Here is a 15,755-nt window from a genome sequence, read left to right on the forward strand (position 1 = left end):
GAGACTCCTAGAAGAGGCGGAACTGGTTCGCGACCTCACGAGCGGAGAGCGAGCGGTCGAGGAACATCAGTGCGTCCATCCGGCAGTCGCACGGATTACGTTCGAGCGTGTTCTGCGGGAAGCTACCGCCGATCTTGATGCCGCGGGCGTCGGCGGCGCTGGTGACGTGCGGTCCCGGGCCGTTGATGAGCCACGGGTCGTCGGTGCGGGTGTAGCCACCGGGCACCGCTTTGCCGTTGCGATAGAGCGCCATCGTGCCCCGGGTGAAGTCGAAGGTGGCGGTCAGGTGCACCCACTTGTCCTTGGGCAGCAGCGTGCGCCAGTCCTCGGTCGCGGCGAACGTCTGCGAGTTCCCGCCGTCGATCCGGCGGCCCAGGGCGACCAGCTTGAGCTCGCCGTTGACGTCGATGAGCTCGAGCAGCGCCCGGACGGCATGGCCGTCGGAGTCGCCGGTCAGCACGCCGGCCAGGCCGATAGCGTTGAAGCCGGCGGCCGGGCCGTCCATCGATCGTTTGAACCAGCCCATGACCGTCGTGCCCTCGGCGTTGCTGAACGGGCGCAGGGTCCGCACACCACTGGCCGACCAGATGCCGGCTTTCCAGTCGTCGTTGCCGGTCACACCCGGGTTGACCTGCCTGGTCTGGAGAACGCGCCCACCCCCGGGATAGGCGCGGTCGGCGACCCGCATGGCGGCCCCGCCGTTGACCAGTTCGATCTCGGTGCTGGATCGGCCCTGGTCCTGCTCGAGCGCGGGGTCGCCGCGCAGCGGATGGTCGAAGTCGTAGTAGGCGACCAGGTTGGGCCGCAGCGACGGATGGACGATGTCCGGGCCGGATCGATGGCCGGCCGAGACGGGGGCCGCAGCCGCGGTGGCCGCGAGGACTGCGGCGGCGGCGACGGCGACGCGTCCGGTTCTTCGCATGGAACGCACCTCTCTTCTGGTGACAGGTGGGTGCTCGGCGAACTCAGGTGACGGGTGGCTTCTCCGCCGGACGGCCGCCGAGGTAGAGCTCCCCGAGCTGCGGGTCGGCCAGCAGGTCGGCCGCGGGTCCGGAGATGTGCACGCGCCCGAGGTCGAGCACGCACCCGAGGTCGGCGGTCTGCAGCGCACGCCGGGCGTTCTGCTCCACCAGCAGCACCGCGGTCCCGGCGTCACGCATCCGCGCGACCTGGTCGAAGATGATGCTGGTGGCTTTGGGGTCGAGGCCCATGGACGGCTCGTCGAGGAGCACCACCTTGGGGTCGACCATGAGCGAACGGGCGAACTCGACCTGTTTCTGCTGCCCGCCCGAGAGCAGACCGGCCAGCGAGTGCCAGCGCTCCCCCACGACGGGGAAGAGCTCCTTGACGAAGGCCGCACGTTTCGCGCGTTTCGCTTTGTCGGTGAGCGTGTAACCGCCGAGCAGCACATTTTCCTCGACGGTCATCTCGCGGAAGACGCTGTGGCCCTGCAGGACCAGCGCCACGCCGGCGGCGAGCATCTTCTGCGGTCCCCGTCCGGTCATGTCCTGACCGCCGACGAGCACCCGGCCCGAGCGCGGGCCGAGCAGTCCACTGGCCACCTTGAGCACAGTGGACTTGCCGGCGCCGTTGGGTCCGACCAGGCAGACCACCGAGCCGGCCGGGACCGCGACGCTGAACCCGCGCAGCACGGGAGCGGCCCGGCCGTATCCAGCCTGGACGTCGACGAGTTCGATCTCAGACACCAAGGTAGGCCCCCAGCACTCGCTCATCGGCGCGGATCTCGGCCGGCGGACCGGCCGCGATCGGCCGGCCGCGGTCGAACACCACGATGTGGTCGCTGATGCTCATGACGAGGTCCATGTTGTGCTCGACGATCACAAACGTGCGTCCCTCGGCGTTCAATTCGCGCACCAGCGTGCCGATGCGGTCGAGCAGCGCCGGGTTGACGCCGCCGGCCGGCTCGTCGAGCAGGATCGTGGCGGGCTCGGCCATCAGCACGCCGGCCAGCTCGAGCAGCTTCTGCTGCCCCCACGACATGGTGCGGGCCTCGGCCCCGGCGAGATGCTCGATGCCCAGGCGGGTGAGCCAGCTGAGTGCTCGTTCCTGCTCGCTCCGGCGGTGGGCGCTCCGCAAACCGAGCAGCAAACCGCCTGGACGGACGGCCGCGAGCACATTTTCGAGGGCCGTCATGCGCGGGAACACCCGGCACAGCTGGAACGTGCGGCCGACGCCGGCCCGGGCCACCACGTGCGGCGCCCGCCCGGTGAGGTCACGGTCCCCGTAGACCACGGTGCCGGCATCCGGCTTGATCATGCCGGTCACGCAGTTGAAGAACGTCGTCTTGCCGCTGCCGTTCGGCCCGATCAGCGCGTTCACCTGACCCGGCCGGAACTCGACGTCGGCACCGTCGATGGCCACGACGCCACCGAACGCCTTGCGCAGACCGTGCGTCGTGAGCGTCACGAGCTCGCCCCCTCACGCTCGCGCTTGCGTTGCTCGGCCAGGTCAGCCGCGGTCATCTCGCGGATCGAGCTCTGCTCCCCCTTGCGCAGGCGCTGGACGAGACCGCCGAGCGACGGGATCACGCCGTCGGGCATGAACATGACGACCAGGCCCAGCAACAGGCCGGTGGTGACCAGGTGCAGCGGCGAGTTGCCGAACTCGACCTTGAAGTACTCGAGCGCGACCCCGACGACGATCGCCCCGAGCACCGGGCCGTACAGATTGCGCACGCCGCCGAGCAGGGCCATGAGCACGATGTAGGAGCCGGTGAGCACGGAGAACTGGAACACCGGGTCGAGGTCGCCGAACCACAACGCGTAGAGCCCGCCGGCCAGCGCGGTGAAGGCGGCCGACACGACGAAGACCGTCAGCTTGTACGCGAAAGTCGGCGTCCCGAGCGACTCGGCCTTGTCCTCGTCCTCGCGGATCGCCTTGAGGCCCAGGCCGAACCGGGAGCGGTCGAGCAGCCACCACGTGGCCAGCGCGAGCAGGAGCAGACCGCCGTACAGGAAGAAGAAGACGCGGTGATGCTCGGGCCGCAGCATGCCCGGGAACGGCCGGGGCACGACCAGACCGCGCGAGCCGCCGGTGACCGACGACCAGCTCTGGAAGACCAGCAGCAGGATGAGCACGAGCGCGATCGACACGATGACGAACGAGGCGCCCCGGACGCGCAGAGCGGCGAACCCGATCGGCACGGCCAGCGCGGCCACGAGCAGCGCGGCCACGAGCAGCGCCACGAAGCTGGGGATGCCGGCCTTGGTGATCAGCAGCCCGGTCGCATAGCCGCCGAGCCCGGCGAGCGCCCCGTGACCGAGCGAGATGTAGCCGGTGAAGCCGCCGACGAAGTTCCACGACGTCGCCAGCACGGCCCAGTTCAGGACGATGACGCCGCTCGAGAGGATGTACGGGTTGGGGGCGAGGCTGGGGAACGCGGCGATCGCCACGATCAGCAGGCCGGCCGCACCGAGCGGGAGCCACTTACCGGGAGCCCGCAGGCCCGCGGCGGTGGCGTCAGAAGCGTTGGGCAAGGCGGCCTCCGAAGAATCCTTGCGGCCGGATGGCCAGCGTGGCGAACAGCGCCACGTAGAACACGGTCTGGGCCCAGGTGGCGCCCATCGGGATCTGCAGCAGGCTCTGGGCCAGCCCGAGCAGCAGCGCGGCCGCGGCGGCACCGGCGACACTGCCCAGGCCGCCGACCACGATGATGGCCATCAGCGGGCCGATCCAGTGCCAGTGCAGGGACGGATAGATCGTGGTGTCGAGCGACAGCGCGGTGCCGCCCACGGCGGCGGTGGCCAGGCCCAGACCGAAGCCGAAGCCGGCCGTCCGCTCGGTGTCGATGCCGACCAGGCGGGCCGCGTCGCGGTGCTGGATCGTGGCTCGCAGCGCCCAGCCGAACTGGGTGCGCTTCATCAGCACGTACAGCCCGGCCAGCGAGACCGCGGCCAGCCCGAACGCGATCAGCTTGACCACGGCCACCCGCGCCCCGAAGAGCTCGAGACTGGCCGTGCCGTAGCTGAGCTGGATGCGCCGCTGGGTGCCCGAGAACGCGTACCCCAGCAGCCCTTCGATCATGAGGGCGATCGCGAAGGTGATCAGCACCGACATCATCGTCAGCGTGACCGGGCGCAACCGGGAGAGCAGGCCTCGTTGCAGCAGCACTCCCGCGGCGAAGAACAGCGGCACGGTCACCACCATCGACAGCAGCGGGTCGATGCCCAGCTCGGTGCTGGTCCACCAGGCCAGGTAGGCGGCCAGGATGAGGAACGCCGAGTGGGCGATCATCACCACCCGCATGATGCCGAAGTAGAGGGTCAGCCCCGCGGCGAGCAGGGCGTACAGCCCGCCGAGGAGCAGACCGAGGATGATGCTCTGGAAGAGCAGCGCGCCGGAGGGCATCGGCTGATCACCAGGCCGGCTTCGGGTAGACCAGGTCGGCCTCCTTGGCCTCGGCCGGCAGCACGATCTTGATGTCGTTGCCGACCCACTGCTGGATCATGTGGGCGCCCTGCGGCTTGCCGGTGGCATCCCAGCTCAGCGGGCCGACCACGGTCTCCACCTGGTTGCCGTGCAGCCAGTCGATCAGCTTCTGCTGGCACTCCCCCTGCTCGGCGCAGCCCGCGGCCTCGACCGCCGCCGCGACGACCTGGCCGGTCGTGTAGCCGTTGGCCTGGTCCTCCTCGGGCGCCTTGCCGAACTGGGCGGTGAACTTCTCGACGAACTCCTTGTTGCTCGGGTACGGCGCGTCCTGGCTGTAGCCCGTGGGCGACAGGATGCCCGCGGTCTTGTTGCCGATCGCCTTGGCGAACTCGGGGCTGGTCGGCGCGGTGGAGAACGCGGCCAGCTTGGGCTGATAGTTCAGCTGTTGCAGGGCCACGATGAGGTTGACGCCGTCCTGATATTGCGAGCCGCCGACCACCATGTCGGGCTTGGCCGACGCGATCTTGGCCGCGATGCTGCCGAAGTCGGTCGTGTTGGGCGGATACACCTCGTCGACCACGGTCTTGACGCCGCCCGCTTCGAGCTTCTTCTTCAACCCGTACGCCGTGCCCTGCGCGAACGGGTCGTCCATGGCCGCGTAGGCCACGGTCGTGGGCTTCTGGCCGGCGGGCAGCGCGAGCAGGTATTCGGCCAGGTGGTTGTAGTGGTCGTCGGCCACCGCCGGGGCCGCGTAGAACAGGTTCTTGAAGCCCTGGTTGAACACCTCGGCGGCGGCACCGGCGGGCTCGACGAAGAGCATGTTGTATTCCTGCGCGACCCGGGCCGACGGCACCACGAGCCGGGTGGAGAACGGGCCGACGACCAGGTCGACCTGGTCGCTGCCGATGAGCTGCTCGTAGTCGGCGACGACCCGGTCGGCGTTCGACTGGTCGTCCAGGATCTTGAGTTCGACCTGGCGGCCGAGCAGGCCACCCTTGTCGTTGGTCGTCTTGGCCCAGGCCTCGTAGCCCTCCTGGACACCCTTGCCGGGCTCGGAGAAGTCGCCGGTCAGGGGCAGGGAGATGCCCACGACGATCGGATCGTCCGAGCTCTGCCCCTCCTCGTCGCCCCCGCCGCAGGCGGCGAGAAGAAGTGTGGCGCTGAGCGCGACGGCCCAGGTTGTACGTCTGGCGGGTGAACGCATCGAAGAGGCTCCTTTGCCGGGACGTAAGCGCTTGCGAAAGCGCTTACGTAGCCTAAAGTGATCGATGCGTGACTTGCAACACCCCGGAAATAATTTGCAGTAATACCGGCGATCCCCCGGCCTGGTGATCACGTCCCGCGACGACTCGTGGAGAGTGGACGCATGCCCAAGCCCGGTGTGAGGTTGCGCCTCGTCGACATCGCCGAGCGCGCCGGTGTCTCGCTGGCCACCGCGTCGCGCGCGCTGGCCGGACGGGATGGGGTCAGCGAGGAGGTGGCCGCGCGCATCCGGCGGATCTCCGAGGAGATGGGGTATGTCGCCAACCCGTACGCCCGTACCCTGGCCGGCGGGGCGAGCTCGACCGTCGGCCTGGTCGTGCATCAGGTGGACGACCCGTATTTCTCCGAGATCGCCGGCGGCGTCATCCGGGTGGCCGACGAGCAGGGGCTGCTCGTGCAGATCTGCCACTCCGGGCGCGACCCCGAGCACGAGCTGCGCCAGATCCGGCACCTGATCAACCAGCGGGTGCGGATCATCATCGTGGCCGGCTCGGGCTTCGCCGACACGCGGCACGAGACGGCGGCCCGCGAGGAGCTGTCCGGCTTCGTGCGCGGTGGCGGGCGGGTCGCGGTGATCGGCCGGCACACGCTGGGCGTCGACGCGGTGCTGCCCGACAACGAGGCCGGCGGCCGGGCGCTGGGCCGGCACCTGCTGGAGCTGGGTCACCGCGAGATAGCGATCGCCTCGGGCTCGGCCGAGCTCAACACGGTCGTCGACCGCATGGCCGGCGTGGCGGCGGCGCTGCGCGAGGCGGGCCGGTCGATCACCGGCCTGCCGATCGTCCACACCGACTTCACCCGGGACGGCGGGGTGGCCGCCACCGAGCGGATCCTGCGGGAGCATCCCTCGACGACGGCGATCATCGCGCTGAACGACGCGATGGCCATCGGAGTGCTCTCGACACTGCGCGCCCACGGCGTACCCGTGCCGGAACGGATCTCGGTGGTGGGCTTCGACGATGTCTCGGTGGCGGCCGACCTCGCGCCCAGCCTCACCACCGTCCGGCTGCCGATGACGGACATGGGCAAGATGGCGCTGGCCCTCGCCCTGCGGCCCCCGGCGGCGCGACCGCGGCGCCGCTCGACCGGGCACACGCTGGTGGTCCGCGACTCGACCGGCCCGGCGCCGCACTGACGCTCCAGCGGCGCCGCAGCCCGGCCGGGCGCGGACGCCGGACGGCGCCGGAGCCACCCGGGCCCCGGCGCCGCTGCCGCGTCAGCCGAAGTTGCGGCGGCCGCTCTCGTCGGGCAGGTCGGCCTCGATCTGCTCCTTGCGGACCTCGCCGCCGACCGTCTCCTCGTCGCGGACGGTCTCCTTGCCGAGACGGACGCGCTCGACCGGCACCGTCTCCTTCTCGACCGTCGGCCGCTCGGCGCGCAGGGTCACCTCGTGCTCGGCCTCGGTGATGTCCGGGCCACCGAGTGCGGCGCCCCGGTTGGCGTCGGTGATCGGCTCCCGCTCGAGGCGGGCTTCCTCCCGCGCGACCGGAACCCGGACCTGCTGCTCCTCGGTCACCACATACTTGCGCAGGCGCGCCCGGCCGGTCTGCTCGACCTTGGTGTCGACGTTGAGCCGCTCCTCCGAGCGGGTCATGGCGTCGTCACCGGCCGAAGTCCGGCCCTCGGCGTACGAGGTGCCGGAACCGGCCGTGCGGCCCTCGGCGTACGACGTGCCGGAGCCGGCGGTGCGGCCGCCTGCGTAAGAGGTGTCGGAGTACGAGCTGTCGGAGTAGCCGGCGGTGCCGCTCCCGGCGGTGTCCCAGCTCAGGCCGTAGTACTGGTAGAGCTTCTCGACGTCCTCGCCCTGCAGAGGTTCGTCGTGCGACGCGTCGATGTTCGGCGCGTCCTTGACGGTGGACTTGTCGAACGGCACGACCAGGCGGTCGTCGCGCAGGTCGGCGTTCTCCAGCGGCACCAGCGACTCGTTGAGACCGAAGAGACCGGTCTTGACGCTGGCCCACGCGGGACGGCCGCGGCCGTCGTCCCACACCTGACCGACGCTGCCGATCTTGTCGCCGTCGTTGTCGTAGACGTCGGTGCCGTGCAGGCGGTTGGCGTGCTCGAGGGTGATCATAGGGGGCCTCCTCCTTGCTGGTTTGCGTCTGCCCAGGACCTACCCGGCTCGTTCGGCCCCATGCCGCCGACCCGATGAAAACCGAGTCATTCACCCTCTCCCGTTTGAGCTTGGCCTCGGCGGGCACCCGTGGCCCCGACGGGCCACCCGCGACTGGGATAATTTCCGATCTTCACCGGTTTGTCATGATCTTTCGCGGGTAGCTCTCACCGGCACCACAAACCACGAGGAGCTCCGACTGATGGACGCAAGCAAGCCGGCCAAGAAGGTCAAGGACGTCGTGGAGGCCGCCGCGGCGAAGGTCTCCGAGGCGCTGGGCGACCGCAGCCCGGGTTCGCCCGGCAGCGGCACGCCGACGGTCGACGAGCCGACCACACCGCAGGGGCCGCCGCCGCCCAAGAGCGAGCAGGACGCGCCCGAGACGGTCACGCCGACCGGCGTCGCCACCGGCGCTCCGAAGACCAGCAAGTCCCAGCAGGGCGAGTATCTGACCACCGCCCAGGGCGCCCGGCTGCGCGACACCGACCACTCGCTGAAGGCCGGTCCGCGCGGGCCGATCCTGCTGCAGGACCACCACTTCCGCGAGAAGATGACGCACTTCGACCACGAGCGGATCCCCGAGCGGGTCGTGCACGCGCGGGGCGCCGGTGCCCACGGCCTCTTCACGGCGTACGGCACCGCCTCCGAGATCACCAAGGCCGGGTTCCTGGCCAAGGGCAAGGAGACCCAGGTCTTCGTACGCTTCTCGACCGTGCTCGGGTCGCGCGGCTCGGCCGACACCGTCCGGGACACGCGCGGTTTCGCCACGAAGTTCTACACCGACGAGGGCACGTTCGACCTGGTCGGCAACAACATCCCGGTGTTCTTCATCCAGGACGCCATCAAGTTCCCGGACGTCATCCACGCCGCCAAGTGGCACCCGGACCGCGAGATCCCGCAGGCCCAGAGCGCGCACGACACCTTCTGGGACTTCGTCTCGCTGCACACCGAGGCCCAGCACCACACCATCTGGAACATGTCCGACCGCGGCATCCCCCGCTCGTACCGGACCATGGAGGGTTTCGGCGTCCACACGTTCCGGCTGGTCAACGAGGCCGGCGAGACGGTCCTGGCCAAGTTCCACTGGAAGCCGAAGCTGGGTGTGCACTCCCTGGACTGGGAAGAGGCGCAGCTCGCCGCCGGTGTCGACCCCGACTTCCACCGCCGTGACCTCTACGACGCCATCGAGGCCGGCGCGTTCCCCGAGTGGGAGCTGGGCCTGCAGGTCTTCCCCGACACCGAGGAGGAGACGTTCGCCGGCATCGACCTGCTCGACCCGACGAAGATCGTGCCCGAGGAGCTGGCCCCGGTGCAGGCGGTGGGCAAGCTGGTGCTCAACGGTGTGCCGACCAACTTCCACGCCGAGGTCGAGCAGGTCGCGTTCCACCTCGGTCACCTGCCGCCCGGCATCGACGTGACGAACGACCCGCTGCTGCAGGGCCGCCTCTTCTCGTACGTCGACACCCAGCTCACCCGGCTCGGCGGGCCGAACTACGGGCAGATCCCGATCAACCGCCCGCACGCGCCGGTCAACGACATGCTGCGTGACGGCTTCCACCAGCACGCGGTGCACGGCGGCGTGGCCCCGTACCGGCCGAACTCGCTCGACGGCGGCAACCCGTTCACCACCGACACCGGCTTCGTCGACCTGCCGGTGCGGGTGGCCGAGTCGACCAAGGTGCGCGAGAACCCGGTGTCGTTCAGCGACCACTACAGCCAGGTCCGGTTGTTCTGGCAGAGCATGACCCCGGTCGAGAAGGAGCACATCGTCCGGGCCTACACGTTCGAGCTGGCCAAGTGCTATGAGCAGGCCATCAAGGAACGTCAGGTGCAGTGCCTGGCCAACATCGACCCGGTCCTGTGCGAGCAGGTGGCCACCGGTCTCGGCCTGCCCGTGCCCGCGCCGACCGTCCCGTTCGACACGGAGGTCACCCCGAGCCCCGCGCTGTCGCAGGTCGGCGGCGAGTGGCCGCCGGACGGCCGCCTGATCGGCATCGTCGTCGACCCGGCCGCGGGTCTCGACGGCGTGGACGAGGTGCGCGCCGCGGTCTTCGCCGCCGGCATGGTCCCGCTGGTGATCGCCCCGCACGGCGGCGTGGTCGACGGCGTCACCGTCCAGCGCACCTTCGCCACGGCGCGCTCGATCGAGTACGACGCCATCCTGCTGGCCGGAGCGCCCGCGCCGGCCCCCGACGCGGTGCCGGCCCGCGACGCCAAGGCCGGCGCGCCCTCCTCCCCCGCCGTCGACCCGCGGGTCACCCTGCTGGTCGAGGAGGCGTGGCGCCACGCCAAGGCGATCGGCGCCTGGGGCGCGGGAGTGACCGTGCTCGAGCAGACCGGCCTGGCCGGCACGCCCGGCGTGGTCGCCGCCGACTCCGCCACCACGGCGCTGACCGAGCTCCAGACGCTGCTGGCCAAGCACCGCGTCTGGCAGCGTTTCCCGGCCACCATCGCCTGACCCGGCCACCAGGGCCACCCGTCGCTCGACGCGGCGGGTGGCCCTTCGCCGTCCCGGCGACCGCGGGCCGGCCTCCCGTCCTCCGACACGGCACTCCATGGTGGACGGTTGGCCGCGGTTGAGTACGGGTATGGCGGGCGGGATGAGGCGAGGTGATGGCGTGACCGAAGCGGATGAGCCGTCTGCACTGCGGCGAACGGCGCAACGGCGTACGAAGCGACGTCTCCTTGTCGTGGCTGCCGTCGTGGCCGGCTCCGCGGCCATCGGCGCCGGCGGGTTCGACTGGGGCGAGAAGTCTCCCTCGCCCACGGCATCGAGGCTGCTGATCGCGGCCGGCGTCGCCCTGGTGCTGGCCGGAATCCTGGGGCTCATCTGGGCCGTGCAGAAACGGGTCAGGAACGCGCCCATGATGGTCGGGGCGGACAGAGCCACTCAGCGGGCCGTCCGGGCCGCCCTCCGCCGCGGACACGCCACTGATCCGAACGTCGATGCCCTGGCCCGGGACCTGATCGAGCGATCCCCCACACCGCGCTGGTTGCCGTACCTATACCTGGCGTTCGCGGCGTTCTTCCTGGCGCTGCTGTTCCTGGGCGACCGCGACGCCGAGGACGTGATCCGCACGGTGATCTGCGTGCTCATGTCTCTCACAGTGGCCGGCGCCTTCTGGCTGCACCTGCGCCGCTTACGCAACTACCGCGGCCTGACCCACACCACCCCGCGATCTGACTGACCGTGGTTGCAACCACGGGTTGAGTCGCACGGTCAAGGTGGGAAGGGATTCAGGTCTCGCCCGCTTCCGATGTCGGACCCGTCCAGAGGAACGAGTCGCTGCGCACCCTCCAGACAAGCCGTGACGAGGACGCCGCAAGCACGGCACCGGCGGCCCAGCAGAGCCAGAGCATGGTCGCCGTGGACGAGCCGTTCAAGGCCGCCAAGTAAGGCACGGACCCCACCAGAGCCAGGATGCTGATTCCGGGGAACGTTATGAAGAGCGGGTTGAGCGCCCGATAGCGCCGCGGATTGGCCCGGTGCGCCTTCAGCCAATGCTCCCAGCCGAGCCCCCCGCGCACTCGCGCGCTGAGCTTGGTGCGGATGTAGGTGCCAATGCTCTGGCACGCATAACTGTGCGAGACATGCCGCCCGGCAAGCATGTATGTAATAAGTGGCAGGATAAGGAGAGCAGCCGATCTTCCCGCGCCCGACAGCGCCAAACTGAAAAGAGCACCGGCTGCCGTCAGCTGCAGAGACAGCAGCCCCTGCTGAATGTTCTGCCGCGCCACGATCTCGGCCCTGAGCGCAGTGAATTCCGCCAAGGCCGACTCGTGCTCGGGACTCACTTGTTCCGGCATACTCCCCCTAAGCCGAGATCGGACTCGAGGAACACGTAACACTGTTTCGATCGTTACAGCGAATGGTCCGAAACGATTCTTTCTGTCGCCAACAAGACGTTCTTCAACAATTCACGCTTCCGGATTATCGACAGGGATTCCGTTTGTTGTTAGGGCGCCGGCCGTTCCTACCTGGATGGAGTTGTCCAGCGTCCCCGTCTGGTCTCCTGGGCCAGGGCCCGCTCCAGCTCGGCCTGGAAGTGGTCGAGCTCCCAGTCGACCGCGCCCAGGCGTTGGACGTGCGGGGTCATCATCTGGCAGTCGACGAAGTGGAAGTCCCAGGCCTTCAGCTGGTCGAGCAGGGTGAGCAGCGCGACCTTGGAGGCCTCGGACTCCAGCCGGAACATCGACTCGCCGAAGAAGGCCGCGCCCAGGGAGACGCCGTAGAGGCCGCCGACGAGGCGGTCGCCGTTCCACGCCTCGACCGAGTGAGCGAAACCGAGCTCGTGCAGGCGGATGTAGCCCCGCACCATCGCCGGCGTGATCCAGGTGCCGTTGTCGTGCCTCGGCACGGTGGCGCAGGCCGCGATCACGTCGGCGAAGGCCCGGTCGTAGGTCATCGTGAACGGTGCGCGGCGCATGGTCTTGCGGGCGCTGCGGCTCACTGAGATGTGGCCGGGGATCAGGACCGTCCGCGGGCTGGGGCAGAACCACGGGAGCAGCGGCGTGCGCTTGCTGGGCCAGGGAAAGATGCCGTTGGCGTACGCGACCAGGAGCCGCTCGGGGCTGAGGTCGCCACCCACCGCGAGCAACCCGTCGTCGTCCGCCTGCGAGACGGGCGGGAACCCGAGGGCCTGGCGCGCCCGGCGCAGCTCGAGCCCGATCACACCGGGAGCGTACCCGGAGAAGCGAGCGGGTCCTTCCGGGCACACTCGGGTTCGCGAAAATGTCGGTACCTGTTTCATTCTGTTGACATCACGCATGTAAATGCCTGAATGTGGTCGCAACGCGTTGTTGATCGAAGGGAAACACTCGGTGCAACGATCTCCCCTGCGACCTCTCCTTCTGGCTGTCCTCCTCGTCCTCTCCGTCCTCGTGGCGCCCGCGAGCGCCGCGTCCGCCGCGTCCGTCCACGGTCTCAAGGGTGAGTACTTCCGCATGTCGGCGCCCGGCGCGCGCGACTTCGCGGAGCTCGGCGGGGTCGTGCTCGACCCGGCCATCGACCTGCCCGGCCTGGCCGGCACGTTCGAGTCCCTGACCGGCCGCACCGAGCACACGACGGCCCGCTGGACCGGCAAGCTCACCGCGCCGGCCACCGGCGACTACACGTTCTCGATGATCGGCGACAACGGCTTCCGCTTCTTCCTGGACGACCAGCCGGTGATCGACCACTGGGTCGGCGACTGGGACGTCGAGCAGAACAGTGCGCCGGTGCACCTGGTCGCGGGCGAGGCCCATACCGTACGGATCGAGATGTTCCAGGATGTCGGCGGCGCGAACCTCTTCCTGCGCTGGGCCGGCGCCGGGATCGCCAAGCAGCTCGTGCCCGAGTCGGCGTTCACCCCGCCGGACGGCTTCCAGGTGTTCCCGGTCGCCTTCACCGTCGACCGGACCGGTACGACGCTGACCGCGGACTTCGACGCCCCGGTGACCGCCCTCGGGCAGTTCGCCACGACGACGAAGGTCGAGGTGGACACCACCCCGTTCCCGATCACCTCGGCGCGGCGGGACGGCCGCAGGATCGTGCTCAAGCTGGGCGCGACCGTGCAGAAGAACCAGCGGGTGCGGGTCAACTACGACGGCACCGGCGGCCTGGTCGTCGGCGGCGAGACGGTCCCGCAGGTCATCCGCTCGGCGACCAACAACTCCACGCACCGGCTGACCACGCCGTGGGGCGACAAGGTCGACAAGCAGCGTCCCCTGCCCGAATATCCGCGCCCTCAACTCGTCCGCAAAGAGTGGCTCAACCTCAACGGGCCGTGGGAGTTCGCCGGAGCCGAAGCGGGCGAGCAGCCGGTCTTCGGCCGGGCCCTCGGCGAGCGGATCACCGTGCCGTTCCCGGTCGAGTCGCAGCTGTCCGGCATCGAGCGGCGCGAGGACCACATGTTCTACCGCAAGCTCGTCACCGTGCCGGGTGGCTGGCGGAACAAGCGGATCAAGCTGAATTTCGGGGCGGTCGACTACCAGGCCACGGTCTGGGTCAACGGCACGCTGGTCGCCGAGCACACCGGCGGCTACAACGCCTTCACGGCCGACATCACCGACGCGCTCAAGAAGACCGGCCGGCAGGAGATCGTCGTCGCGGTCACCGATGTCACCGGCCCCGACCAGCCCAAGGGCAAGCAGTCGCTGAACCCGGGCGGCATCGTCTACGAGCCGTCGTCGGGCATCTGGCAGACCGTCTGGATGGAGCCGGTTGCCGCGGGGGCCATCGACGAGGTCGTCGTCACGCCCACGCTGACCTCGGCCACCATCCAGGTCCGGTCGTCGGCCACCGCGACCGCGACGATCGTGGCGCGGGACAGGAAGGGCAAGAAGGTCGGCGAGGTCCGCGGAGCGACCAACACCGACCTGCGGCTGACGGTCAGCAATCCCCGGCTGTGGAGCCCGGACGATCCGTACCTTTATGACCTGGACGTCAAGCTGGGCACCGATTCCGTGCGGAGCTACTTCGGCCTGCGCACGGTCGCCGTCCAGACCGTCGGCGGTTTCCCCAAGCTGGTTCTGAACGGCAAGCCGATCTTCTCGCTGGCCACCCTGGACCAGGGTTTCTGGCCGGACGGCCTCTACACCCAGCCCAGCGACGCGGCGCTCAAGTTCGACCTGGTCGAGACCAAGAAGCTCGGCTTCAACGCGGTCCGCAAGCACATCAAGGTGGAATCGGCCCGCTGGTACCGGCACGCCGACGAGCTCGGCCTGCTGGTCTGGCAGGACTTCGTCTCGGCCGACATCACCGGCCCGGCCGGCCAGGAGGCGTTCCTGAGCCAGGGCCGCGAGATGATGAGGCAGCACCACAGCTACCCGTCGATCATCGGCTGGATCGTCTTCAACGAGGGCTGGGGCGAGTGGGACCGCGCCGCCACCGGGCGGATCGCCGACGAGACCAAGGCGCTCGATGAGTCCCGCATCCTCAACGCTCACAGCGGCGTCAACTGCTGCTCCTCCAAGGGCGACAGCGGCCGGGGCGACGTGATCGACCACCACGACTACGTCAACAACGACCCGCCCTACCCGGACGCCACCCGCATCGCGATGGACGGCGAGCACGGCGGCTTCACCCTGCGCACTCCGGGGCACATGTGGCCCGGCCCGCCGGCCGCCATCTACAGCGGTGTCGCCGACAAGGCCGCGCTGACCGCCAAGTATGTCGACAACACCGACCGGTTCTACCGGGAAGCGGCGGGCGCGGAGCTGTCCGGCTCGGTCTACACGCAGATCACCGACCTGGAGACCGAGCTCAACGGCCTCTGGACCTACGACCGGCGGCAGATCAAGGTCAACCCCGCTCCCGTACGGGCCATCAACGCGGCCGTCATCAAGGCCGGGGCCACCGCCGCGGCGGACGCGACCTTCCCCGGCCGCGGCGACTGGAATCTGAACGAGGGCAGCGGCACCACCGCCCGCGACAGCAGCGGGGGCGCCTCGCTGGGGCTGACCGGAAACACGTCGTGGGTGGACGGTGTCGACGGCTCGGCCCTGAGGTTCGACGGTGACGGCGACGCGGCCGGCACCGCGGCGCCGGTCCTCGACACCACCAAGGACTACACGGTTTCCGCGTGGGCCTCGCTCGACAAGCTGCCCGGCAACTACGCCACCGTCCTCAGCCAGGACGGCCGGGCCCGCGAGAACCCGTTCTATCTCCAGTACGGCCAGGGTGCTTTCGCCTTCAGTACGCCGGGCGGCAACCGGGCCCGGCTGGAGCTCACGCCCGAGCTGAACCGCTGGTACCACCTGGCCGGCGTCCGCGACCACGCCACCGGCGAGGTCCGGTTGTTCGTCGACGGCAAGCGGGTGGCCACCGTCCCGGCCGGTCCGGACGTGGTGAGCACCGGCCCGCTGACGGTCGGCCGGGCCAAGTACGCGGGCAACGCGACCGACTTCTGGTCCGGAGCGGTCGACGAGGTCCACGCCTACAACCGTTCCCTGACCGACGAGGAGGTCGCGGCCCTCTACACGGCCGAGGCTCGCTGACCTGGCACTGCTG

At 69.7% G+C, this 15,755-nt stretch carries 13 protein-coding genes; 4 read left to right on the plus strand and 9 right to left on the minus strand.

Going from position 1 to position 15,755, the window contains the following annotated elements:
• Positions 1-7: 7 nt before the first annotated feature.
• The 6 genes from NAG42_RS11280 to NAG42_RS11305 are packed head-to-tail and all read right to left on the minus strand — an operon-like array spanning position 8 to position 5,593.
• The gene (locus tag NAG42_RS11280) at positions 8-922 is read right to left on the minus strand and encodes a LamG-like jellyroll fold domain-containing protein (RefSeq protein WP_250030152.1); all 915 of its coding nucleotides are present in this window, start codon (positions 920-922) and stop codon (positions 8-10) included.
• A 43-nt stretch (positions 923-965) separates the two neighbouring features.
• Entirely contained in the window at positions 966-1,706 is a 741-nt protein-coding gene (locus tag NAG42_RS11285) for an ABC transporter ATP-binding protein (RefSeq protein WP_250030153.1), read from the minus strand.
• Positions 1,699-2,427, minus strand: a complete 729-nt coding sequence (locus NAG42_RS11290; protein ID WP_250030154.1) for an ABC transporter ATP-binding protein — start codon at positions 2,425-2,427, stop codon at positions 1,699-1,701. The genes NAG42_RS11285 and NAG42_RS11290 overlap by 8 nt, the downstream gene beginning before the upstream one ends.
• Positions 2,424-3,497, minus strand: coding sequence for a branched-chain amino acid ABC transporter permease (locus tag NAG42_RS11295; protein ID WP_250030155.1), 1,074 nt, complete (start codon positions 3,495-3,497; stop codon positions 2,424-2,426). Before NAG42_RS11295 ends, NAG42_RS11290 begins: the two co-directional genes overlap by 4 nt.
• A complete protein-coding gene (locus tag NAG42_RS11300) occupies positions 3,481-4,368 on the minus strand; it encodes a branched-chain amino acid ABC transporter permease (protein WP_250030156.1) in 888 nt (295 codons plus the stop codon). Before NAG42_RS11300 ends, NAG42_RS11295 begins: the two co-directional genes overlap by 17 nt.
• Before the next feature lie 7 nt (positions 4,369-4,375).
• Positions 4,376-5,593, minus strand: coding sequence for an amino acid ABC transporter substrate-binding protein (locus NAG42_RS11305; protein ID WP_250030157.1), 1,218 nt, complete (start codon positions 5,591-5,593; stop codon positions 4,376-4,378).
• 162 nt (positions 5,594-5,755) lie between these two features.
• Between NAG42_RS11305 and NAG42_RS11310 the strand changes: the two genes are divergently transcribed.
• Positions 5,756-6,787 (plus strand): LacI family DNA-binding transcriptional regulator, encoded by a 1,032-nt coding sequence (locus tag NAG42_RS11310; RefSeq protein WP_250030158.1) that lies wholly within the window; start codon positions 5,756-5,758, stop codon positions 6,785-6,787.
• 81 nt (positions 6,788-6,868) lie between these two features.
• On the opposite strand, the gene NAG42_RS11315 is transcribed toward NAG42_RS11310, so the two are convergent.
• Positions 6,869-7,726 carry a DUF2382 domain-containing protein gene (locus NAG42_RS11315; RefSeq protein WP_250030159.1) on the minus strand — a complete coding sequence of 286 codons (858 nt, stop codon included), beginning with the start codon at positions 7,724-7,726 and terminating at the stop codon, positions 6,869-6,871.
• Between the two features lie 241 nt (positions 7,727-7,967).
• Here NAG42_RS11315 and NAG42_RS11320 point away from each other — a divergent pair, with 241 nt between their 5' ends.
• Together NAG42_RS11320 and NAG42_RS11325 are read left to right on the plus strand one after the other, a co-directional pair.
• Complete coding sequence (locus NAG42_RS11320; RefSeq protein WP_250030160.1) at positions 7,968-10,223, plus strand: catalase; 2,256 nt, start codon at positions 7,968-7,970, stop codon at positions 10,221-10,223.
• Between the two features lie 232 nt (positions 10,224-10,455).
• Complete coding sequence (locus NAG42_RS11325; RefSeq protein WP_250030161.1) at positions 10,456-10,953, plus strand: hypothetical protein; 498 nt, start codon at positions 10,456-10,458, stop codon at positions 10,951-10,953.
• Between the two features lie 49 nt (positions 10,954-11,002).
• Here the strand turns inward: NAG42_RS11325 and NAG42_RS11330 are convergent, their stop codons facing one another.
• Both NAG42_RS11330 and aat read right to left on the minus strand, forming a co-directional pair.
• Positions 11,003-11,560 carry a hypothetical protein gene (locus NAG42_RS11330; protein WP_250030162.1) on the minus strand — a complete coding sequence of 186 codons (558 nt, stop codon included), beginning with the start codon at positions 11,558-11,560 and terminating at the stop codon, positions 11,003-11,005.
• A 179-nt stretch (positions 11,561-11,739) separates the two neighbouring features.
• A complete protein-coding gene (gene aat / locus NAG42_RS11335; protein ID WP_250030163.1) occupies positions 11,740-12,438 on the minus strand; it encodes a leucyl/phenylalanyl-tRNA--protein transferase in 699 nt (232 codons plus the stop codon).
• Positions 12,439-12,586: 148 nt separating this feature from the next.
• On the opposite strand from aat, the gene NAG42_RS11340 reads away from it, so the two are divergent.
• Positions 12,587-15,742: a LamG-like jellyroll fold domain-containing protein gene (locus tag NAG42_RS11340; protein ID WP_250030164.1), complete on the plus strand. Its 3,156-nt coding sequence runs from the start codon at positions 12,587-12,589 to the stop codon at positions 15,740-15,742.
• The last annotated feature ends 13 nt before the right edge of the window (positions 15,743-15,755 follow it).

The sequence above is a fragment of the Paractinoplanes maris genome (assembly GCF_023544465.1).
GTDB lineage: Bacteria > Actinomycetota > Actinomycetes > Mycobacteriales > Micromonosporaceae > Actinoplanes > Actinoplanes maris.